Annotated in this window: 19 protein-coding genes; 11 read left to right on the top strand and 8 right to left on the bottom strand. The window is 62.0% G+C overall.

Annotated features, from left to right (window positions below):
• The first annotated feature begins 452 nt into the window (after nt 1-452).
• The gene (locus tag ACT7DK_RS10405) at nt 453-1,517 is read left to right on the top strand and encodes an AI-2E family transporter (RefSeq protein WP_445398854.1); all 1,065 of its coding nucleotides are present in this window, start codon (nt 453-455) and stop codon (nt 1,515-1,517) included.
• A 164-nt stretch (nt 1,518-1,681) separates the two neighbouring features.
• Here the strand turns inward: ACT7DK_RS10405 and ACT7DK_RS10400 are convergent, their stop codons facing one another.
• From ACT7DK_RS10400 to mtgA, 3 genes are all read right to left on the bottom strand, one after another.
• Nucleotides 1,682-3,625 (bottom strand): cation:proton antiporter domain-containing protein, encoded by a 1,944-nt coding sequence (locus ACT7DK_RS10400; protein ID WP_445398852.1) that lies wholly within the window; start codon nt 3,623-3,625, stop codon nt 1,682-1,684.
• A 139-nt stretch (nt 3,626-3,764) separates the two neighbouring features.
• Nucleotides 3,765-4,517, bottom strand: coding sequence for an HAD-IIA family hydrolase (locus tag ACT7DK_RS10395; protein ID WP_094039461.1), 753 nt, complete (start codon nt 4,515-4,517; stop codon nt 3,765-3,767).
• Nucleotides 4,518-4,601: 84 nt separating this feature from the next.
• Complete coding sequence (gene mtgA, locus ACT7DK_RS10390) at nt 4,602-5,279, bottom strand: monofunctional biosynthetic peptidoglycan transglycosylase (protein WP_096779115.1); 678 nt, start codon at nt 5,277-5,279, stop codon at nt 4,602-4,604.
• A gap of 140 nt (nt 5,280-5,419) precedes the next feature.
• On the opposite strand from mtgA, the gene ACT7DK_RS10385 reads away from it, so the two are divergent.
• From ACT7DK_RS10385 to ACT7DK_RS10375, 3 genes are all read left to right on the top strand, one after another.
• Nucleotides 5,420-6,442, top strand: a complete 1,023-nt coding sequence (locus ACT7DK_RS10385; RefSeq protein WP_094039459.1) for an adenosine deaminase — start codon at nt 5,420-5,422, stop codon at nt 6,440-6,442.
• Between the two features lie 53 nt (nt 6,443-6,495).
• On the top strand, nt 6,496-7,365 hold the full coding sequence (locus ACT7DK_RS10380) for a flagellar protein MotY (RefSeq protein ID WP_445398849.1): 870 nt from the start codon (nt 6,496-6,498) through the stop codon (nt 7,363-7,365).
• A gap of 75 nt (nt 7,366-7,440) precedes the next feature.
• Nucleotides 7,441-8,232, top strand: a complete 792-nt coding sequence (locus ACT7DK_RS10375) for a sulfite exporter TauE/SafE family protein (protein ID WP_445398847.1) — start codon at nt 7,441-7,443, stop codon at nt 8,230-8,232.
• A gap of 176 nt (nt 8,233-8,408) precedes the next feature.
• On the opposite strand, the gene lpxM is transcribed toward ACT7DK_RS10375, so the two are convergent.
• Nucleotides 8,409-9,377 carry a lauroyl-Kdo(2)-lipid IV(A) myristoyltransferase gene (gene lpxM / locus ACT7DK_RS10370; protein WP_445398845.1) on the bottom strand — a complete coding sequence of 323 codons (969 nt, stop codon included), beginning with the start codon at nt 9,375-9,377 and terminating at the stop codon, nt 8,409-8,411.
• 54 nt (nt 9,378-9,431) lie between these two features.
• On the bottom strand, nt 9,432-10,205 hold the full coding sequence (locus ACT7DK_RS10365) for a DUF3025 domain-containing protein (RefSeq protein ID WP_445398843.1): 774 nt from the start codon (nt 10,203-10,205) through the stop codon (nt 9,432-9,434).
• 161 nt (nt 10,206-10,366) lie between these two features.
• Between ACT7DK_RS10365 and ACT7DK_RS10360 the strand changes: the two genes are divergently transcribed.
• Nucleotides 10,367-10,879 carry an ATP-dependent zinc protease family protein gene (locus ACT7DK_RS10360; protein WP_445398841.1) on the top strand — a complete coding sequence of 171 codons (513 nt, stop codon included), beginning with the start codon at nt 10,367-10,369 and terminating at the stop codon, nt 10,877-10,879.
• A gap of 88 nt (nt 10,880-10,967) precedes the next feature.
• Here ACT7DK_RS10360 and ACT7DK_RS10355 read toward each other — a convergent pair whose 3' ends face one another.
• Both ACT7DK_RS10355 and ACT7DK_RS10350 read right to left on the bottom strand, forming a co-directional pair.
• The gene (locus ACT7DK_RS10355; protein ID WP_445402324.1) at nt 10,968-11,045 is read right to left on the bottom strand and encodes a MetS family NSS transporter small subunit; all 78 of its coding nucleotides are present in this window, start codon (nt 11,043-11,045) and stop codon (nt 10,968-10,970) included.
• Between the two features lie 20 nt (nt 11,046-11,065).
• On the bottom strand, nt 11,066-12,544 hold the full coding sequence (locus ACT7DK_RS10350; protein WP_445398839.1) for a sodium-dependent transporter: 1,479 nt from the start codon (nt 12,542-12,544) through the stop codon (nt 11,066-11,068).
• A 433-nt stretch (nt 12,545-12,977) separates the two neighbouring features.
• Between ACT7DK_RS10350 and ACT7DK_RS10345 the strand changes: the two genes are divergently transcribed.
• Nucleotides 12,978-13,187: a DUF1127 domain-containing protein gene (locus ACT7DK_RS10345; protein ID WP_445398838.1), complete on the top strand. Its 210-nt coding sequence runs from the start codon at nt 12,978-12,980 to the stop codon at nt 13,185-13,187.
• A gap of 72 nt (nt 13,188-13,259) precedes the next feature.
• On the opposite strand, the gene ACT7DK_RS10340 is transcribed toward ACT7DK_RS10345, so the two are convergent.
• Nucleotides 13,260-14,627 (bottom strand): SLC13 family permease, encoded by a 1,368-nt coding sequence (locus ACT7DK_RS10340; protein ID WP_445398836.1) that lies wholly within the window; start codon nt 14,625-14,627, stop codon nt 13,260-13,262.
• 69 nt (nt 14,628-14,696) lie between these two features.
• On the opposite strand from ACT7DK_RS10340, the gene ACT7DK_RS10335 reads away from it, so the two are divergent.
• The 5 genes from ACT7DK_RS10335 (at nt 14,697) to ACT7DK_RS10315 (ending at nt 21,997) form a co-directional block, all read left to right on the top strand.
• Nucleotides 14,697-17,384: a response regulator gene (locus ACT7DK_RS10335; protein ID WP_445398834.1), complete on the top strand. Its 2,688-nt coding sequence runs from the start codon at nt 14,697-14,699 to the stop codon at nt 17,382-17,384.
• Between the two features lie 248 nt (nt 17,385-17,632).
• Nucleotides 17,633-18,886, top strand: a complete 1,254-nt coding sequence (locus ACT7DK_RS10330) for a D-amino acid dehydrogenase (protein WP_445398832.1) — start codon at nt 17,633-17,635, stop codon at nt 18,884-18,886.
• Between the two features lie 105 nt (nt 18,887-18,991).
• Nucleotides 18,992-19,873 (top strand): AEC family transporter, encoded by an 882-nt coding sequence (locus ACT7DK_RS10325; protein ID WP_445398830.1) that lies wholly within the window; start codon nt 18,992-18,994, stop codon nt 19,871-19,873.
• A gap of 146 nt (nt 19,874-20,019) precedes the next feature.
• On the top strand, nt 20,020-20,286 hold the full coding sequence (locus ACT7DK_RS10320; RefSeq protein ID WP_445398828.1) for a DUF4212 domain-containing protein: 267 nt from the start codon (nt 20,020-20,022) through the stop codon (nt 20,284-20,286).
• 10 nt (nt 20,287-20,296) lie between these two features.
• Complete coding sequence (locus tag ACT7DK_RS10315) at nt 20,297-21,997, top strand: sodium:solute symporter family protein (protein WP_445398826.1); 1,701 nt, start codon at nt 20,297-20,299, stop codon at nt 21,995-21,997.
• The last annotated feature ends 7 nt before the right edge of the window (nt 21,998-22,004 follow it).

Below are 22,004 nucleotides of genomic sequence, written 5' to 3'. Positions count from 1 at the left end.
GGGTTAACGTCAAGGCAGCTAGCCAAGTTACCGCCCAGGCCCGGGTCCGATTCGAACATCGGCGCTATCTTGGAGTGGGTTCCGGCCGAGGCCAACCATCATCTAAACGCCGAAAAAAAAGTATCAGACACAAAGTCATCATGCAATGCGATTTTTTTACAGAAACACAAAAATATCATTATTATACATGGACTTTACACGCCAAAACCTGCTTTACTTTCCCATGAAAGTGCCTGTTTAAACCATGAAAAACCCAATAATATGAGGGTTATAAAAACAAAAGTGCTCATACCCCGAATATCCTGATATTGCCCCATGCCGCAGCCCTTGGAAGCCCCGGGAAAAACGGAACACGATCGCCGCCGGGCTTCGTTGGGGCACATCGCCGTTCACTGTGCTACCATGTGCCTTCCGCCCGTCAGTGCCGATACGCCCAGGGAATAGAGAGACCGATGTTGACCCATTTGCCCGATAACCGAACCTCTCGCTGGATACTGCTCTTGCTGCTGGGGTTGGCCGTCTACTTCTTCCACGCCTTCCTGGTGCCCGTGCTGGGGGCGTTGATCATCGGCTTCGCCAGTTGGCCCCTCTATCTCCGCCTGCTGGCCCTGTGTCGTCACAATGCCCTGCTGGCGGCCAGCATCGCGGTCTTGATCATCATCATGGTGCTGGTGATCCCGATCTCCTTCGCTTTCTCCTACGCCTTCAAGGAAATCAAGGGCTGGGTGGAATGGCTGATCGTGATCAACAGCCAGGGGGCGGACATGCCGCCCTGGCTTTACCGCCTGCCCGGCCTGGGCGACTGGCTGACGCCCTACTGGGAGCGTTACATCGCCCATCCCCAGGCCCTGAGCGAACTGGTGCAACTGCTCAGCGGCGAGCAACTCGGTACCCTCTACCGCTGGCTGGTCGCCTTCGGCAGCCGGGCCTTCCACCTGCTCTTGATCCTGGTGTTCATGATCATCACCCTGTTCTTCGTCTACAAGGATGGGCCGGCGCTGGCCAAACAGTTGGATCGGGCGGGCGAAGCGCTGCTGGGGGGGCACTGGGCCAGGTTTTCCCGCATGGTGCCCGCCACCGTCAGCTCGACGGTCACCGGCATGGGGCTGATCGCCTTGGGGGAGGGCGTGATATTGGGCATCGCCTATGCCATTGCCGGCCTGCCTTCCCCGGTCGCCCTGGGCGTGCTGACCGGCTTCATGGCGTTGATCCCGGGTGGCGCGCCCCTGTGCTTTACCCTGGCATCGCTCTATCTGATCGGGTCGGGCGAGATGGTCGCCGGCGTGGGCCTGTTCCTCTGGGGCTCGGTGGAGCTGTTTATCGTGGATAAAACCATTCGCCCGCGGTTGGTGGGGGGGCCCATCAAGTTGCCCTTCCTGCCGACCTTCTTCGGCCTGATCGGCGGCGTCACCACCATGGGCATCGTCGGCCTGTTCGTGGGGCCCGTGCTGATGGCGCTGCTGGTGGCCATCTGGCGGGAATGGCTGCATGGCCTGAGTCCGACGACACAACCCTAAAATAGGGTGTTAGCAGGCGCAGGGGCGTGCGGCCCGGGGGCGTTTTGAGGTATTCGTCGGTCACGCCACCATGGGGCCGCATATTTTGGGGTTCATGCAAGCCGGCTTGTCGCTGCCCACGACAGGCATTGAGCGCCATTCCCTTAGGTCCTGCGGATACCCGTTCAGCCCATCCCTGACGGGCCGGGCTGTCCTGCCCCGAGTTGCCAGCCAACCTGCTCCAGTTCATCCGGGGGACCAAACAGCACCAGCACGTCGCCGACTTGCAACAGGGTGTCCGGCCCGGGAGCAAGCGATCTCTTGCCGCTCCTCACCAGGACGGTGGCGATCACCCCCCGGCTGTCCAGCTCGAGCTCGGCCAGGCGCTTGCCGATTGCCGGGCTTTCTGCCTGCAGCTGCACCGGGTAGAGCCGGTCCGCCTTTTGCTCGTCCAGCCCTTCCAGCGAGGCGGTGGTACCGGGGAAGAGTTCCCTCAGCATCTGGTAGCGGCTGGTGCGCTGCTGCTGGATGTAGCTCGCCACCTTATGCAGGGGGATCCGCAGGGACAGCATGGCGTGGGAGGCCATCATCATGCCCGCTTCGAGCGTTTCGGGAATGACTTCGGTGGCGCCGGCGGCGCGGAGGTCCTCCACGTGGGTTTCGTCACGGGTCCTCACCATGATGGGCAGCCCGGGGTGGTGGCGCCTTACGTAAGCCAGGGTTTTCAGGGCCGCGCTCAGGTCGTCGTGGCTGATCAGCAGCAAGCGCGCCTTGCCGGCGCCGGCGGCTTCCAGCACGGCGGGATCTGCCGAGTCGGCGAAAAAAACGGGCTCACCGGAAAGGCGGGCGTCCTTGACCCGCTTGGCGTCCATATCCAGTGCAATGTAGGGGATGCGCTCGCTTTCCAGGAAACGGCTCACTATCTGGCCGATACGGCCATAGCCGCAGACGATGACGTGATGGCTAAGATGATGCCCTTCCGGTACGTCGTGGCCTTGCTCGCCCATGGTGCCGGGATGGCGCGCGCTGAACAGCCAGGTGGCGAGGGGTTGGTTAAAGCGGATCAGGAAAGGCGCGAGGATCATCGAAAAGAAGACGGCGGTCAGGGCTATCTGGGCGGGCAGTACCGCTATCACCCGGGCGTCGAGGGCGATGGCCAGCAGGGCGAAGCCGAACTCTCCTCCCACGGCCAGGATCATGCCGATACGAAAAGCGGTGGTGCTGTCTATTTTTGCCCATCTGACGATGGCAGTGACCAGCAGCAGCTTGATAAGCAGCAGGGCGCAGGCACCGAGCAGGGCTTCCAGCCAGATGTCGGGGAGCAGGGCGGGATCGAGCAGCATGCCGATGCTGACGAAGAACAGTCCCAGCAATACGTCCCTGAAGGGCCTGATGGTGGAGTCCACCTGATGGCGAAATTCGGTTTCCCCCAGCATCATGCCCGCCAGGAAGGCGCCAAATGCCATGGAAAGCCCCAGGCTCATGGTGGTCCAGGCCGCGATCAGGGATACGAACAGCACCGTCAGGGTGAAGAGTTCGGCCGAGCGTTGCTCGGACACCAGATGGAAAAAGGGACGCAGTAAATAACGTCCTACCAGGAAGACGGCGGCGAAGGCCAGCAGGGCCTTGACCAGGGCGATGCCAAGGGCCCCAGCCACCTCCTGGGCGGCGGCCACGCCGAGCACGGGAATGATGATGACGAAGGGCACCGCCGTAATGTCCTGGAACACCGAGAGGGTGGTGCCCAACCTGCCGTGCCGGGTCTGCTCCTCCCCTTGCTCGGTGAGCTGTTTGCTGATGATGGTGGTCGAGGACTGGGCAAAGACGGCACCGATCACGAAGGCGGCGATGCCGGGCATGCCCATGGCCCACAGCAGCAGGGCGACCACGGCGGTGGTCAATGCCACCTGAGCCGTACCCAGTCCCAGTATCAGGTGGCGTAGGGCATAAATCTGGGAGAGCGAAAAGCTCAGACCGATGGTGAACAGCAGGAAGACGATGCCGAATTCGGCGATTAGCTTGATGTAGTGTTCCTCCAGCACCGGGCCGGCGGTATGGGAGCCGAGCAACACCCCCACCAGTAGGTAGCCGAGGCTTGGGGGGATACGCAGGCGTTGAAACACCAGCACGATAAAAACCGTCAACCCGAGGAGGAGCAGTAATTGGGTGAGTGTCTGTTCAATCATAAGAGGGCAGTTTCATACTCTGTTGCTAGGTACCGCTGGGGCTCGGCGAAACGGCAGCGGTACAGAAAGTGCGTCGGGTGTGTCAGAACAGGTCGATATCGGCGACGGAAGGGTAGATATGCTGGGGACGGAAGGGCATCTTGTCAATATCCGCGACCTGGCTGACGCCGGTGAGCACCAGCACCGTTTCCAGCCCGGCCTGGAAGCCGGCGAGGATGTCGGTGCGCAGGTTGTCGCCCACGATCAGGGTGTTTTCGGAATGGGCGTCCATGTGGTTGAGGGCGGCGCGCACTATCCAGGCGCTGGGCTTGCCCACGTAGAAGGGCTTCTTGCCGGTCATCCGTTCGATGGGGGCGCACAGGGCGCCGCAGGCCGGGTGCATGTGCGGGCCGTGGGTGTCCGGGTTGGTGGCGATAAAGCGGGCCCCGCCGGCCACGAACTTGGCCGCCATCTGGATCATGCTCCAGTTGTAGTTGCGGGTCTCGCCCACCACCACGAAGTCCGGATCGATGTCGGTGATGGTGAAGCCGGCCTTGTACAGCTCGTGGATAAGGGCCCCTTCGCCGATCACATAGGCTTTTTCGCCGCTCTGGCGCTTGAGAAAGTCGGCGGTGGCCATGGCCGAGGTGTAGAAGCAGTGCTCGGGCACCTCGATGCCGGCGGAATAGAAACGGTTCTGTAAATCCTTCGGGGTCTGGGCCGGGTAGTTGGTGAGGAACAGCAGGTTCATCTCCTGCTCCAGCACCCGGCGGATAAAGCCGTCGGCGCCGGGGATCAGATCGTTGTTGTGCAGGATGACGCCGTCGATATCACAGATCAGGTTTTTTTTATTCATTCGCTCTCCTTGTCGCCGGTCGGTTCCGGCGCTGTTCCCACTGTCATGGCAGCTTATGACAAATCGATGACAAAGCGTAGGGCTTTATGGCTCCCGGATGCAGGCGAGCAGAGGCCCCAACTGGTTGATGCGGGTCTGGATGGTGGCGGCGCGGCGCTGGATATAGGCCGAAGGGCGACCGGCGTGGTACACCCTGGGGTTGGGCAGCACCGCCGCCAGCTGGGCCGCCTGCTGGCGGCTCAGGTTGGCGGCCGAGGTGTTGAAATAGGCGCGCGCCGCCGCCTCGGCACCGTAGACGCCGGGGCCGAACTCGGCGATGTTGAGGTAGAGGGTGAGGATGCGCTCCTTGGTCAGTATCAGCTCCAGCATGGGGGTATAGAGCGCCTCCAGCACCTTGCGGGTGACGCTCCTGCCCGGCCACAGATAGAGATTCTTGGCGGTTTGCATGGTGATGGTGCTGCCGCCGCGCAGCCGGCCGTCGTTGCGGAACTCGTTGAGCACATCGCCGAAGGCTTTCCAGTCGAAGCCTTTGTGGCGACAGAACAGGTTGTCTTCGGAGGCGATCACCGCCATTTTCAGATGATTGGAAATCCGGGCCGACGGCTGCCAGTCTTTAGACAGGCCTTCCCCTTCGACAAGCCGGATTATCATCAGCGGGGTCACCGGCACCGGCACATGGCGGTAGGCCAGGGTGAGCAGCAGCGGCGCCAGCACCAGCAGGGCGGCCAGCCAGAGCAGACAACGCTTGAGCAGAGATATCATCAAAATAAGGTCCGTTTGCTGGTGCCGGCAGAGCGGGGGCGGCCGGGTATCAATTTATTGACCAGAAGGTTATGTTTTTGCGATAACAAGGGTTAACATTTTGTTATCTTTAAGGTATCCGGGAGCAAGGGAGAAACGCCATGTCCACATTTATCAACGAACTACCCAAGGTGGAACTGCATCTGCACATAGAAGGAACCCTGGAGCCGGAGATGGTGTTCGCCCTCGCCAGGCGCAATGGTATCACCCTCGATTACGCCGATGAAGGGGCGCTGAAGGCCGCCTACGACTTCAAGGATCTGCAGTCGTTCCTCGATGTCTACTACCAGGGCATGCAGGTGCTGCTGACCGAGCAGGATTTCTTCGACATGACCTGGGCCTACCTGGAGCGGGCCCATGCCGAGCGGGTGCGCCACACCGAGATTTTCTTCGATCCCCAGGCCCACACCGACCGGGGGGTACCGCTGGCGGCGGTGATCGGCGGCATCCACCGGGCGCTGGAGCAGGCCCGGCAGCAGTGGGGGCTGTCCAGTCGCTTGATTATGTCCTTCCTGCGGCACCTGTCGGAGGAGAGCGCCTTCGAGACCCTGCACCACGCCGAGCCCTTCCGTCACCAGCTGTCCGGCATAGGGCTGGACTCCTCGGAAAAGGGCAATCCGCCGTCCAAGTTCGTCCGCGTCTATGCCGCGGCCCGGGAGCAGGGTTTCCGGCTGGTGGCCCATGCGGGCGAGGAAGGGCCGCCCCAGTACATCCACGATGCCCTGGATCTGCTCAAGGTGGAGCGCATCGATCACGGGGTGGCGGCGGTGCACGACAGGCACCTGATGGAGCGGCTGGCCCGGGAGCGTATTCCACTGACCGTCTGCCCCCTGTCCAACCTCAAGCTCAGGGTGGTGGAGCACATGGGCGAGCATCCCATGCTCAAGCTGTTGCACGCCGGCCTGTGCGTGACCGTCAATTCCGATGATCCGGCCTATTTCGGTGGTTACATGAACGCCAACTACCAGGCCCTGCAGCAAGGGCTGGGAGCCACCGACGGCGAACTGCTGCAGATGGCCCTGAACAGCGTGGAAGCCTGCTGGCTGTCGCCGGAGGAGAAGGCGGTGCTGACCCGGGAGGTGCGCGCCTACGGCGAGGCGGCGGGCATCAAACTAAAACACTAAAGCTGTGCCGCCGGTTGCCGATACAGAGCCTAATGGTCAACAGGAGACACGGCGTGCGCATTTTTCCCCTGCTGGCGGGGCTGGCCTGGTGCTCGGGCGCCTGGGCCCAGCCCCGTACCTTTATCGCGGATATCGAACAATCCCTGTGGCGGCTGACGTCGGACTCGGCGGTGGAATGCCGCCTGGAGCATCCCATTCCCGGTTTCGGCACCGGCGCCTTCGTCAGCCGGGCGTCGAAGAACATCAACCTGGTGTTCGAACTCAACCCCCTGCGGGCGCTGCCGCGCACCCAGTCCGCCGCCCTCAGGAGCGAGTCGCCCCACTGGCAGCCGGGGCGGGGCGCGCGGGATCTCACCCGGGTGACCTTCTATCAGCAGTTCGATGCCATGGTGGAGCAGCAGTCCGCCTGGATCATGCTCGACGAGCTGAGCCAGGGCCGCTGGCCCACCTTCTATTTTGACGATTGGTACCGCAACAACCAGGCGACGGGAGTGGGGCTGTCGTCGGTCAACTTCCGCGCCCGTTACGCCGCTTTTCTCGACTGTCAGCACAACCTGTTGCCCTACGGCTTCGAGGACATCGCCTTCAGCGTGCTCAACTATGTCAACAACGCCGACGGACTGACCCCTCATTCCCGCCAGCGGCTGGCGATGATCGCCGAATACGTCAAGGCTGATCCCGAGATCAACGAGGTGGTGATCAACACCTACACCGACAGCTTCGGTACCGAATACCACAACAAGCAGTTGTCCCAGCGCCGGGCCGAGGCCATCAAGGGCCAATTCATGGAGCTGGGGCTGCCGGAAGGCGCGATTTCCCTCGAGGGACACGGCGAGCGGCGGCCCATCGCCGACAACAGCGCCCCGGAAGGGCGTGACAGCAACCGCCGGGTGGTGATAAGCCTGGGCCGCGAACGACTCTAAAATCCCCGGCGGCCATTGGCTTTTGCCGTGGTCTTGGGTAGCTTATGGCCCTTTGTGTTTCTTGGGGACAATCGAATGACCTGGTTGATGTACTTGGTACTGGGGGCCTTTGCCGGCACCCTGGCCGGCCTGTTTGGGGTGGGCGGCGGCCTCATCATAGTGCCGGTGCTGATCTTCAGCTTTAAATTGCAGGGGATCGGTGGGGAGCTGGTGGCGCACATGGCGGTGGGCACCTCGCTCGCCACCATCATGTTTACCTCCCTGAGCGCCATCCACACCCACCATGGTCGCAAGGCCATCGACTGGCGGCTGGCGGCACAGCTGTCGCTCGGCATCGTGGTGGGGGCCTGGTTGGGCGGCTTTACTGCCGACAAGCTGTCGGGCCTGCACCTGCAGATGCTGATCGGCCTCTTCGCCTGGGCCATGGCGGCCCAGATGTTGTTTCATCTCGCCCCCAGGGGCGGCACCAGCCTGCCCGGAAAACCGGCGCAGGTGGCGGTGGGGGGCGTTATCGGCTGGGCCTCGGGCATCTTCGGTATCGGTGGCGGCTCCCTGACGGTGCCCTTTCTCAGCTGGTGTTCGGTGCCCATGCAGCGGGCGGTGGCGGTGTCGGCGGTGTGTGGTTTTCCCATCGCCCTGGTGGGGGCGCTCAGCTATGTGGTGCATGGGTTGCCGCATCAGGGGCTGCCCGCCGAGGCCTGGGGTTATGTCTATCTGCCGGCGATGATCGGCATCAGCCTGGCCAGCATGCCTTTTGCCCGCTTCGGCGCCATACTGGCGCACAAGCTGTCCGCCACGGCGCTAAGGCGGGCCTTTGCCGGCTTTTTGATCCTGGTGGGCGCCAAGTTCCTGTTCTTCCCGGGCTGATTAAAGAGGGTGAGAGGTAAGAAGGTGAGGCGTGAGGGGCAAGAAAGGTGAGGGGGCACCTTACGCTTCCCCCTCACGCCGTTTTTCCCGCGCTATCAGCCAGTCGTCTATCCTGGCCACCAGCCAGAGCACCAGCAGGCCGGCGGCCAGCAGCAGCAGATACTGAAGCCAGGTCATCATTTTCCCCTGATCCGGCGAATACCCGCTTCGTAGCGGCCTTCATCGCTGTCCACCTGGGTCTGAAAATACTTCAGGAACCACATGTACTGCTCCGGCCAGTCGGTGAGCAGGGCCTCGATCTCCGCGTTCATGGCCCGGGTGTCGGCGGTCAGATCGGCGGTGGGATAGGGCGCCATGACCGGACGGATAATGAGCTCGTAGCGATGCTGTTCGGGATTGTAGACCGAGAGCACCGGCAAGACCTTGGCGCCGGTGAGCCGCACCAGCTTGGGCAGGGCCGGCAGGGTGGCCTTGAGTTCGGCGAAGAAGGGCACGAACAGGCTGGCTTCCCGGCCATGATCCTGGTCCGGCAGGTAGAAGAAGTGATTGCCCTCTCTGAGGGTCTTGATGATCGATTTGATGCCCGCGTCCCGCTCATAGATCAGGCCGCCGAAGCGGGCCCGCTGGCGGTTGATGAACCAGTCGAACAGCTCGTTCTTGGCGCTGTGCATCATGGTGCACATGGGCAGTCCGAGGGAGTTGAGATAGAGGCCGCCGGCGTCGAGGACCCAGGTGTGGGGGATCATGAAGATGATCCTGTCACCGGCCGCCAGGCAGGCGTCCAGATGATCCCGGCCCCGCACCCGGAAGCGGTTCTGCAGATAGGTCTTGCCGCGGGCGGTCCACTCGCCGTAACCGAAAAAGCCCATCAGCCCCACCTCGATGGAGCGGCGCAGCATTTGTTCCCGCTCCGCCTCGGGCAGTTCGGGAAAACACAGCCGGATGTTGGTGCGGGCGATGTAGCACTGCTTCTTGGCGAAGCGGATAAGCAGGGGCGCGAAGGCGGCGGCGAGGCGGTCGCGCAGGCGGACGGGCACCCAGGCCAGCAGCCAGAGGGCGACGATGGCCAGCCAGGTCGGCCAGTATCTGGGGTGCAGGTAACGGGGGTTGAACGCGTGGTCATAAACGGGATCGTGCCCGGACATAACATCATCCTCTCGAAGACGGGGCGCCAAGTGTAAGAAAAAACGCGGGCCAGATCATCTGTTGCGCTTGGGGCGGAAGTAATCCCGGTTCAGGTAGAAGGCGGGATCCTCGTTGGCCGGCCACCAGCCCGGAATGCCGAGCAGCGGCAGGGGCAACAGCGGGCGAGGCCGATCGAACAGCGCGCTCTGCTCCAGATGCTCGGCCAGGCTGCTGTCGAGGCGGGCCTGGCGGACGGCGGGGGGCAGGGTGAAAAAGGCGGGCTCCATTTCCAGCACCACGCACTTGCCGGTGAGGCCGACGAAGGGGGCCAGGGCCTGCTCGTAGAGGGCATGGCCGAATACGAAGGGCTGCCAGTCCCGGCCCCAGCGGGCGCGGTGGCGGAGGAACAGCCCCGGCCAGTCGTGTTCGCGCAGCGGCGCGGCGATCTCTTCCCCTTCGGGGACGGCCAGCACCAGGCCGCATTCGTCGAAATGGGTCACCCTGTCGCGCCTGGGCGTGCGTTGCTTGGCCCCGTGGGCCGCGATATCGACCATGTGCAGCCGGTTGAGCAGGACCTTGGTGCGCGGAAACAGGTACCAGATCAACGCCCCGAAGAAATCGTGCCAGTTGGCGGAGCGGGTGGGTACCAGGCCATGGGCCACCGCCTGCTCGTAGTAGCAGCCCAGCTCGGCGAAGTGGTCGTCGTCGATAAAGCGCACCGGCAACGGGCCTGCCAGTTGTCGGTTGAGCTCGGCCAGGGAAGGCCAGTCGGCACTGTTTATCGGTATCAGTTCGGCCAGCGGCGCCAATATGGCGTTGCGCCCGGTAAAAGCGAGATCCCAGTCCATTCCTTACTGCCCAGATGGATGAAAACCGCAAAGGATACCCCGAGTCGGCGCCGAGATCAGGATAAAATGAGCGATAATTCTTGGTATCAACCCATTTCCCATCGTCACCGGCTTGGATAAGATAGCGCCGTCAAATTCTGCCGCACCCGAGGAGTGTGCTGATGAAATGGTTGTTTTCACTGGTATTCGTTATGAGTCTGCTGAGCCCCAATGCCCATGCCCAGCCCCCGGGCCTGGAGGACGTCAAAATAGGCGACAAGTGGCTGCTGGGGCGAGTGGAGTGGCTGTGGCTGCCGGTGCTGGGCGATAACGTCAAGGCGCGTATCGACTCCGGCGCCAAGACCTCCTCCATGAGTGCCACCGACATCGAAGAGTTCAGGAAGGACGGCAAACGCTGGATCCGGTTCAGCTTCAACCACAAGAACCACCTGGAACGGCTGGAGGCCCCGCTCAGCCGCTATGTGCGCATCCGCCAGGCCAACAGCAAGAAGCTGGACCGGCGGCCCGTCATCCTGCTGCCGGTGCAACTGGGCGGTATGGAGAAGGAGGTGGAATTCACCCTCAAGGATCGTACCCGCATGATCTACCCGGTACTGCTGGGGCGGGAATTCATGGCCAGGGATGTGCTGATCGATCCGGCCCGCCTCTATATCCAGCCGGTGCGGGAGAAATAGGCTGGACGCTTGAAGCTTGAAGCTAGATGCTTCCGGCTTCCGGCTTCCGGCTTCCGGCTTCCGGCTTCCGGCTTCCGGCTTCCGGCTTTCAGCGTTTCCGCTGGCGGATTGCCCGGTAGATACAAAGAGCGGCCCCGCCCCAGGTGATGCCCAGTCCGATCACCATCATGATAATGGCCCCCGTGGTCATGCGCTGGTCTCCTTCTTGCTGGCGGTGTTGATAACGATGGCCAGCATCAGCATCACCGCTATCATGCCCCACCCCATGAACAGGACTTCGTTGTTGGAATAGCCGCCGTAATTTTCCCGGAAGGCGCCCAACAGGTTGCTGAACAGGATCACGACCAGCATGGCGACCGACACATACTTGATACAAACAAGCCACCAGGCGCCGACAGCGAAGTCGGAGAGGCGGTTGGCATGGGCGCGAAAGTCTTCCAGCCGGCACAGCCAGCCCACCAGCAGCAATTCGAGCAGGCAGGAGCCGAGCAGGGCGATGTTGTTGATAAAGTAGTCCACCAGATCCAGCAGCAGCAGGCCGCCCTGGGTGATAAACAGCAGGCTCACCAGAAAGCCCCCGCCACAGAAGACGGTAGCGGTTTTGGCTCTGCTCCAGCCCAGCTTGGTCATCAGCCCGGCGGTGACTGCCTCGGCGATGGAGATATGGGAGCTGATGCCGGCGAACACCAGGGCCAGGAAGAACAGGGGGCCCATAAGGCCCGGTGCCGGCAGCAGGTTGATGGCCGCCGGCAGGGTGACGAAGGCCAGGCCCACGCCGGAACTGACCACTTCGGTCAAGGCCTTGCCCTGAGCCAGGGCCATGTAGCCCAGGGCGCCGAAGATCATGATGCCGGCCAGCATGGAAAAACCGCAGTTCATCAGCACCGTCATGGCGGCATTGTTGTTGATATCGGATTTTTCCGGCAGGTAGCTGGCATAGGACAGCATGATGGCGAAGCCCACACTCAGGGTGAAGAAGATCTGGCCGTAGGCGGCGGACCATACCTTGAGCTCCCAGATCTTGCTGAAGTCGGGAGTGAACATCCAGTTGATGCCGTCCAGCGCCCCGGGCAGGAAGACGATGCGGCCGATCAGCACCAGCACCAGCAGAAACAGCAGGGGCATCAGCACCTTGTTGATCTTTTCGATGCCGCCCTTCACGCCTCGGTAGGTGGCGTAATAGGTGGCGGCCCAGGCCAGGCCCAGGGGGGGCAGCAGGTGCCACTGCAGGCCGCCCAGGCGAGAAGGGGAGTTATCGCCGGTGAGGCCCAGAAACTCCCCGAAGAAGAAGGCATTGCTGTCTTCGCCCCAGGACTGGCCGAGGGCGAAATAGACATAGGAGATGGCCCAGGCGATCACCACCACATAATAGAAGGCGATAATGGCGGAGATCATCACCTGGAACCAGCCCAGCCATTCGAAGCGGGCGTTGAGGGCCTTGAGGATGCCCGGGGCGCCCGAACGGTATTTGTGGCCCAGGGTAAACTCCAGGATCATGAAGGGAATGCCGGCGGTGAGCAGGGCGAACAGGTAGGGGATAAAAAAGGCCCCGCCGCCGTTTTCGTAGGCCATGTAAGGGAAGCGCCAGATATTGCCCAGCCCCACGGCCGAGCCCACGGCGGCGAGCACGAAACCGACGCGGCTGCCCCATTGTTCTCGTTGCATAAGACGACTCCTCGAACAGGCTCTTTGCATCTAAGGATAGATAAGGTGCCGGAGGCCGCCCATTTTTTATGTTGCGAGCAGGTTGCCGGGGCCTGGTGGCGAGCCAGAATGGCCCTCGGCGGAGGACGGCGCCGGAAGGAAGAAGGTATGCCAATAATTATGCGGGGCAGGCCGGGAAAGCCGGTGTGAGATGGCGGATCGGTGCATAAAGCGGTAGTTGAAAAGGATACTTAGGTGATGATAAAAATTGCTAAAAATTGGTGATGGCAGTGCATTGTTTTTATTTTGTTAATTTTTTATTAAACAATGGTTTATATGTTGTCTTTGGGATATTAACCATTAGAAATTCTAATTCTGTTATCGAATAAAAGTCGGTTGAGGGCGGCCATTGGCCTCACTATCCTGTGCCCAGAATCACATCAGGAGGCGCATCATGAGCTCAATCGACTACTCATCCCGGGACCTTGTCCACACCGAAAGGCACGCTACTCAACCCGGCCTGCTGGCCACCCTCGGCCTCTGGCTGCAACGCAGCCGCACCCGCCGTCAGCTGTCCGAGCTGCCGACCTACCTGCTGAAAGACATCGGTCTGAACGAAGCGGATCGCTATCAGGAAGTCAGCAAGCCGTTCTGGCAACAGTAATCTCCCGCAAGGATGCGCCCATAAAAAGCCGCCGGATATTCCGGCGGCTTTTTTGCGTTATGGGTCCGTTACTCAGCCGAGCACGTAGAAATAGCAGGCCAGCAGGCCGATACAGGCCAGATTCAGGAAGAAGCCGGCCTTCATCATGTCCTGCTGACGGATAAGACCGGAGCCGAACACGATGGCGTTGGGTGGGGTGGCCACCGGCAGCATAAAGGCGCAGGAGGCGGACACCGCGATTACCGAGGCCACCATCACCGGCGTCAGCCCCAGGCCCTCGGCCACCGCCACGAACACCGGGATCAACAGGGCGGCGCTGGCGGTGTTGGAAGCCAGCTCTGTCAGGAACACCACGAAGGCGGTGATCGCCAGCAGCGTGATGAAGGGGCTGGCACTGCCCAGCAGCTCGGCCAGATGGTCGGCCAGGAACAGACTGGTGCCGGTTTCGCGCAATATGTGGCTCAGGGTCAGGCCACCGCCGAACAGCAGCAATACGCCCCAGTCGGTATGCTTTTCGATGTCCTTCCAGTCGGCGGCCCGGCTGATGCCGATCAGGATGATGGCCAGCAGCGCCACCAGGGTGTCGAAGGCGGCCAGGCCACCGAGAGCGGCCGAGATGGGGGTGGAGAAGATCCACAGGCCGACCGTCAGCAGGAAGATGGCCAGGGTGAGCTTGCGCTTGCCACTCCAGCCGATGTGCTCCTGCTCAAGCTCGATGCGATCATTCAGCCGGGGGCGGAACAGCAGATACAATACCCCTATGGCCACCGGCAGCAGCAACAGGACCACCGGCAGTCCCAGGGCCATCCAGTCGCTGAAGCCCAGGCCCGTCTCGGCGGCGGCAATGGCGTTGGGCGGACTGCCCACCAGGGTGGCGATACCGCCGATACTGGCGCTGTAAGCCACTCCCAGCAGCACGAACACGAAGGTGCTGCGGTGCTCCTCCTCATCCAGGCAGGAAAGCAGGCCCAGTGCCAGCGGCAGCATCATGGCGGCCGTGGCGGTGTTGCTGATCCACATGGAGAGGAAGGCCGAGGTGGCAAACAGCAGCAGCACCGCCATCCTCAGCCGGCCCCGGGCCAGCAGCAGGATGCGGCCGGCGATCAGCCGGTCGAGCTGCTGGCGGTGCATGGCCGCGGCCAGGGCGAAGCCACCGAGGAACAGGAAGATGATGGAGTTGGAAAAATTGCCGAGGGCGGCGTCGGTATTGAGAATGCCGAGCAGGGTCGCCAGCAGCGGCACCAGCAGGGCGGTGATGGTAATATGGATCGCTTCGGTGAGCCAGAGCACGGCAATAAAGACGAGCAGGCTCAACCCTTTGTTGACACTGTTCTCGAAGGGCAGGGTCGTGAGCAGGAGCAGGAAGAGGACGATGTTGGCGGCCAATATGCCCCACTTGGCACTGATGTTGCCGGCTGGCCGCGAGTGGTCTACAGACATCTTTATTTCTCATTATGTTATTGTTTTGTATGGAGTTGTAAGTATATCACCAAGCGATGGATACAACAGATGATGCGTCCTGTAACACCTCTGGTTTTTGTTAGCCTGCGCCGGCTGTTGCTGATTGTCGGGCTACTCTTGCTGCTGCTGGTCGTATTTTACGGTGCCAAACAGTACCAGCAGTATCGCCACTACCTGCAGTTGCAGCTGGAGGCCGAGCCGGTGATCGAGCAGCTGCACCATCTTCACCATAAGGTGATGAGCGAGTTCGACAGCGGCCTGCTGCTGGACGAACGCGTCCGCTCGCTGTCACTGCAGGTGTCCCAGTTCATCCGCTTTCTGGAGCGTCAGCCCCTGCCGGCGGCGGAAAGGGAAGAGGTCGTCAATGAGTTCAATCACTACCTGGATCAACTGCGCTTGTTGCAGGATGCCGATATTCATAGCCGCTATCGGTTGCAGGTTTTCGTTGACGGTATTGCCATCGCCGGCGACAGCCAGACCCGGGACGCCCTGGAGCGGCTATGGCAGCGCAGCCAGCTCTACCTGAATGCCACCGGTGGCTTGTTCCTTCATGCCCTGGAGGAGGAAGCCGCCCGGCTGGAACGGCTGGCGGGAGAGGCGCTCGCGCCTGTCCTCTACAGCCATCGCCTGTTCCGCGACAGCCTGGCCACCCTGATCCGGCTGCGGCGGCAGATCGCTGCCGATGACATATCGGCCTTGCTGCATCGCAAGGCGGTGTGGCAAGCGCGGGCCGACCTCCGCCGGGACAGGCTGGTGCTGGCTTCGAGCCTGGTGCTGTTGCTGATCTTCAGCCTGGGCTTGCTGCTGCTCTCGGTACGCAACCGCCAGCTGCGGAAGGCGAGCCGGGCATCCTATTCCCTGGCTCAGGCCAAGACCGACTTTCTGGCCAACATGAGCCATGAAATCCGTACTCCCATGAACGCCATTATCGGTTTTTCCTCCCTGCTGCAGCAGACCCCGCTGGATGCCCAGCAGGCCGAATACCTGAAGAAGATCAAAAGCTCTTCCGACAACCTGCTACTGCTGATCAACGACATTCTGGACCTGACCAAGGTGGAAGCCGGCAAGTTGGAGCTGGAAGACATCGCCTTCGATCTCAACGAGCAGCTGGAACGGCTGTCGGGGTTGTTCGCCGACATGTCCGAGCAGAAGCAGTTGGAGGTGATCATCAACAAGTCGCCGGAGGTGCCGGATCGTCTCTATGGGGATCCGTTGCGGCTGGGACAGGTACTGGTCAACCTGGTCAGCAATGCGGTCAAGTTCACCGAGCGGGGGGAGGTGGTGCTGACGGTGTCGTGCCGTCACGAGCCGGCGCCCAGGTTGTGTTTCGAGGTCAGGGACACCGGCATCGGCATCGTGCCGGAGCAGCTCGACAAGCTGTTCCAGTCCTTTACTCAGGTCGATGCCAGCACCACCCGCAAGTATGGTGGCAGCGGCCTGGGCTTAAGCATCTGCCACCATCTGGTACAGCTGATGGACGGCAGCATCCGGGTGTGGAGCCTGCCGGGACGGGGGTCGACCTTTACCGTCAGCCTGCCGTTGAGGCCGGCGGAAGAGGGCAAGACGGAGGGTGTGCAGCCGCGGTTCATACCGGGACAGAAGGTGCTGCTGGTGGATGACAATCCCCTGGTGCTGGAGGTGATGGGCCGGATGCTGCGCCAGGCGGGCTTCGTGGTGTATGCCGCCCAGGATGTGGAGAGCGCCCGGCTGATGATCCAGAAACGGGGTCACGAGTTAAGGCTGGCGCTGATCGACTGCTGCCTGGGACAGGACAACGGCCTGGACGTGGCCCGCCACCTGGTGCAGCAGCCTTCCCTCGGCGGCATCGATGTCATCATCATCAGTGCCTTCGGCCGGGATCGGCCCTCGGCGCAGATGCGGGCCTTGGGCATTTCCCACTACCTGTCCAAGCCGGTTACCCAGAGCAGTCTGCTCAACTGCCTGACCCGGGTGCTGAATAAGACGGCAGAGCCCGATGAGCCGGTGGCGCCTGCCGACCAGCTCGATGCCGACGCTTATCGTCGGCTGCTGGCGGGGCGGCAGATACTGCTGGCGGAAGACAACAGGGTCAACCAACAGCTGATAGTGGAATTTCTGAACAGGGTCGAGGTATCGGTGACCCTGGCGGACAACGGCCGTCAGGCGGTGGAGCAGATGGCCAGACGGACCTTCGATGCCATTCTGATGGATTTGCAGATGCCGATCCTGGATGGGGTAGAAGCGACCCGCCAGATCCGCAAGCTCAGGGTGCATCACGATATTCCCATCATCGCCCTGACCGCCAGCGCCATGCGCGGCGACCGGGAAACCAGCCTGAAGGCCGGCATGAACGGTTATGTCACCAAACCGGTCAACCGCCTCGATCTTTATCAGGCCTTGGTACAGGTGCTGGGGGGGCAGGGGGAAACGAAAATCAATGACGGGGGTAGCCCGCCTGCCAGCCCCCCGGTGGAGAGCCACGACCGGCAGGGGGCCCTGGCGCACTTTGCCGAGCAGCATCAGGACGATGTCTGGCTGCTGCAGGCCGCCCTGGCCGTGCCGGACTGGGAGGAAGCACGGGGGCTGTTGCGTGGATTGGCGGCCGGTGCCGAGGTACAGGGGGCCAGGGAGCTGGCTTGCCTGGCCCGGGAGCTGGAGCTGGAGCTGGGCCGACAGCAGCGGCCGGAGCCGACCCGGCTGACGGCCTTGGGAGAGGCGCTCGCCCAACTGAGCGGTCCGCCCGTCGATAACGGCTGACACCCGGATCTTGCAGTTTTGAGATGCTTGTCACATTTAATTTTTGTATTGGATTTTATTCTTAATTTTTGTGATTTATTGGAATTTTATATTGTAAGAAAAACTTCGTTCAGATGAAGATGGAGCCCCCGTATTCACTGCCCGTTTACCGTCGACTCCCGACCGTGAGCGGGCTTTTTTTTACTCTGGATTTTATTTCTTTTTTAGATGATATTGGCGCCGTGAACGCATCTTGATAGGGGAGTGTTATGAAAGTATTAGTGTTGGGTAGTGGTGTTGTCGGCGTGACCAGCGCCTGGTATCTGTCCCAGCTGGGCCACGAGGTGGTGGTGGTCGATCGCCAGCCCGATGCGGCCGAGGAAACCAGCTTCGCCAACGCCGGCCAGCTTTCGTTCGGCATGTCCTCCCCCTGGGCCGGTCCCGGCATTCCCCAGAAGGCCATCAAGTGGATGTTCCAGTCCCACGCCCCCCTCAAGGTGCGGCCCAGCCTCAACCCGGCGCAGTGGCAGTTTATGCTGTCCATGCTGGCCAACTGCAACGAAAAATCCTACGGTGTAAACAAGTCGCGCATGGTGCGGGTGTCGGAGTACAGCCGCCAGTGCATCAACGCCCTGCAGGAAGAGCTGCAACTGCCGTTCGAAGGCCGCAAGAAGGGCCTGCTGCAGGTATTCCGCACCCAGAAGCAGGTGGATGACGCCGCCAAGGACATCAAGGTGCTGCAGGAGTTCAAGGTGGCTCATGCCATGCTCAACGTGGACGAGTGCATCGCCCGCGAGCCGGCCCTGGCCCGGGTCAAGGACAAGCTGGTGGGCGGCCTGCACTTCCCCGACGACCAGACCGGCGACTGCAACCTGTTCACCAAGGCGCTGGTGAAGAAATGCCAGGAAAAGGGCGTGACCTTCAAGTTCAACACCGAGATCAAGGCGCTGGTGAACGACGGCGACCGGATCCGCGGGGTACAGACCGCCAGCGGCCTGGAAACCGCCGATCAGGTGCTGGTGTGCATGGGCAGCTACTCGCCCTTCCTGCTCAACCCCCTGGGTATCCGCCTGCCGATTTATCCGGTGAAGGGCTACTCCCTGACCATCGAAGTGAAGAACGACGCGGATGCGCCCCAGTCCACGGTGATGGACGAAACCTTCAAGGTGGCCATCACCCGTTTCGACAACCGCATCCGTGCCGCCGGTACCGCCGAGCTGGCCGACTTCAACGGCGATCTGCCCAATGCGCGCCGCGAGACCATCGCCCATTCGGTGAAGAGCCTGTTCCCGGAAGGCGGCAAGGTGGATGAAGCCATCTTCTGGACCGGCTTCCGCCCCATGACCCCGGACGGCACCCCCATCATCGGCGGCACCCGCTACAAGAACCTGTGGCTCAACACCGGCCACGGCACCCTGGGCTGGACCATGGGCCCGGGCTCCGGCAAGCTGATCGCCGACCTGATCAGCGGCCAGCGGCCGGAAATCGACGATAACGGCCTGGCCTTCAGCCGTTACGGCTGACTTAAGCCAGAAGCTGGAAGACAGAGGCCGGAAGCGTGAAGACCGGCGTCTGGACAGGGCGGGGCCGAGGCGCCATACTGGCGTCTTTTGGCCCCGTCCTTTCTTATGCTTCTTACCCTGCTCAATATCGTGGTGCCGGTGTTCGCCGTGGTGGCGGTGGGTTTCGCTTTCGGTCGCCACCAGCGCCACGCGGACATGGGCTTCGTCAACCTCGCCAACGTGGTGGTGTTTTGTCCGGCGCTGGTGTTTTCGGCGCTGATCCAGAACCCGGTGTCGGTGACCGAAAGCTGGCCGTTGATCCTGGCCGGTGTGCTCACCATCGTACTGCCCGGCCTGCTGCTGGCCCTGATCCGGTTCCGTGGCCTGGAACGACGTACTTTAGTCGTAGCCGGCATGTTCCGTAACGCGGGCAACATCGGCATTCCGCTGATGATGCTGGCCTATGGCGCCGATCAACTGGGTGCCATCATCATTCTGTTCGTGTTGTCCAACCTGCTGCACTTTTCCCTGGGGCTCTTTATCCTGTCGAAGGACGCGGGCCGCTGGCAATGGCTGAAAAACCCCAACGTGTGGGCGGCGATGCTGGGAGTGCTGCTGTCGGATCATCGGGCCATGCTGCCGGAGTTCGTCTATACCAGCGCCGATCTGCTGGGCCAGATAGCGGTGCCGCTGATGCTGTTCGCCCTGGGGGTGCGGCTGTCGGGCGGGGAGATGGGCGATCTGGGCATGGCGTTCAGGGTCAATCTCGCCTACCTGCTGGCGGGAGCGGCCAGCTTCCTGCTGGTGGCCTGGTGGCTGCCGCTGAGTGCCGACTGGCTGCGCCTGCTGGCGCTGTCGGTGATGCTGCCGCCGGCGGTGCTCAACTACCTGTTGTGCGAGCAATACCGTTGCCAGCCGGACAAGATGGCCAGCATAGTGCTGCTCGGCAACGCCCTGTCGGTAGTCACCATCCCGCTGGTGGTCTATCTTACCCTGACCTACCTCTGATACCCGCCTCGACCAGGCCCCCGTGGCCTGGAGCTTGTGTTTCAATTTTGTTAATCAACCGTTAATACCAAAGTCTAAGTTTCAACAGGGCCTTAACGGAGTACTGTTACTTTCGAACCGTATTCGGCTATTCAAGGAGAAAGAGAATGGCGTTCGAAAGTCAGGAAAAAGCAAAAGCCTACTGGAGCGAAAACCTGCGGCTGATGGCCATATTGCTGGCCGTCTGGTTTGCGGTGTCCTTCCTGTTCGGCATCGTACTGGTGGATCTGCTCAATGCCTTCACCATCGGCGGCGCCAAGCTGGGATTCTGGTTTTCCCAGCAAGGCTCCATTTATGTGTTCGTGGTGCTGATCTTCGTCTACGTATGGCGAATGAACGTGCTCGACAAGAAATACAACGTAGACGAAGCGTAAGGGGTAGGACATGGATATCCAAACCTGGACATTTATTCTGGTGGGCCTGAGTTTCGCCCTCTATATCGGCATCGCCATCTGGGCCCGGGCCGCCACCACCGGCGAGTTCTACGTGGCCGGCGGCGGCGTGCACCCCATCGCCAACGGCATGGCCACGGCGGCGGACTGGATGTCGGCGGCTTCCTTCATCTCCATGGCCGGCATCATCTCCTTCGCCGGCTACGACGGCGGCGTCTACCTGATGGGCTGGACCGGCGGCTATGTGCTGCTGGCGCTGTGCCTGGCGCCCTACCTGCGCAAGTTCGGCAAGTTCACGGTGCCGGACTTCATCGGCGATCGCTACTACTCCCAGACCGCGCGCATGGTGGCGGTATTCTGCGCCATCTTCGTGTCCTTCACCTATGTGGCCGGGCAGATGCGCGGCGTGGGCGTGGTGTTCTCCCGCTTCCTCGAGGTGGACATCAACCTGGGCGTTATCATCGGCATGGCCATCGTATTCTTCTACGCGGTCATGGGCGGCATGAAGGGCATCACCTACACCCAGGTGGCCCAGTACTGCGTGTTGATCTTCGCCTTCCTGGTGCCGGCCATCTTCGTGTCGCTGCTGGTCACCGGCACCCCGGTGCCGCAACTGGGCTTCATCGGCCAGACCACCGACGGCGTCTACCTGCTCGACAAGCTGGACGGCCTGTCCCAGGAGCTGGGCTTTACCGAGTACACCTCGGGCACCAAGTCCGGCATCGATGTGTTCTTCATCACCGCCGCGCTGATGGTGGGCACCGCCGGCCTGCCCCACGTGATCATCCGCTTCTTCACCGTGCCCAAGGTGCGCGATGCCCGCATCTCCGCCGGCTGGGCGCTGCTGTTCATCTCCTTCCTGTACACCACCGCCCCCGCCGTGGCCGCCTTCGCCCGCGCCAACATGATCGAGGGCCTGAACGGCACCGACGGTCAGGGCGTGATCGCCGAGCAGGCCCCGGGCTGGGTCGGCAACTGGGAGAAGACCGGCCTGGTGAAATGGGAAGACAAGAACGGCGACGGTCGCATGTTCTATGCCGGCGACGAGCGCAACGAAATGACCATCAGCCCGGACATCATCGTGCTGGCCAGCCCGGAAATCGGCCGCCTGCCGAACTGGGTGGTGGCCCTGCTGGCGGCCGGTGGCCTGGCGGCGGCGCTCTCTACCGCGGCCGGCCTGCTGCTGGTGATCTCCACCTCCATCGCCCACGACCTGCTGAAGAAAGGCTTCAAGCCCGACATGACCGACAAGCAGGAACTGCTGGCGGCACGGCTGGCGGCGGCGGTGGCGGTGATCGGCGCCGGTTACCTCGGCATAAACCCGCCCGGCTTCGTGGCCCAGGTGGTGGCCTTCGCCTTCGGCCTGGCGGCGGCCTCCTTCTTCCCGGCCATCGTGCTCGGCATCTTCTACAAGAAGATGAACAAGGAAGGCGCCATCGCCGGCATGCTGTGCGGCATCACCTTTACCGCCGCCTACATCATCTACTTCAAGTTCATCAACCCGGCGGCCAGCGTCCCGGAAAACTGGTGGTTCGGTATCTCCCCCGAGGGCATCGGCACCCTGGGCATGCTGGTGAACCTGTCGGTGTCGCTGGTGGTGGCCAAGCTGACCACCGAGACCCCGAAAGAGGTGCAGGAGCTGGTGGAGAGCATCCGCTTTCCGAAAGGGGCCGGTGCCGCCCACGATCATTGATTCCGAT

The organism is Zobellella sp. An-6 (genome assembly GCF_052487945.1).
The sequence above is the reverse complement of the archived record's forward strand: the minus strand, read 5'-3'. Positions and strand labels throughout refer to the sequence as shown.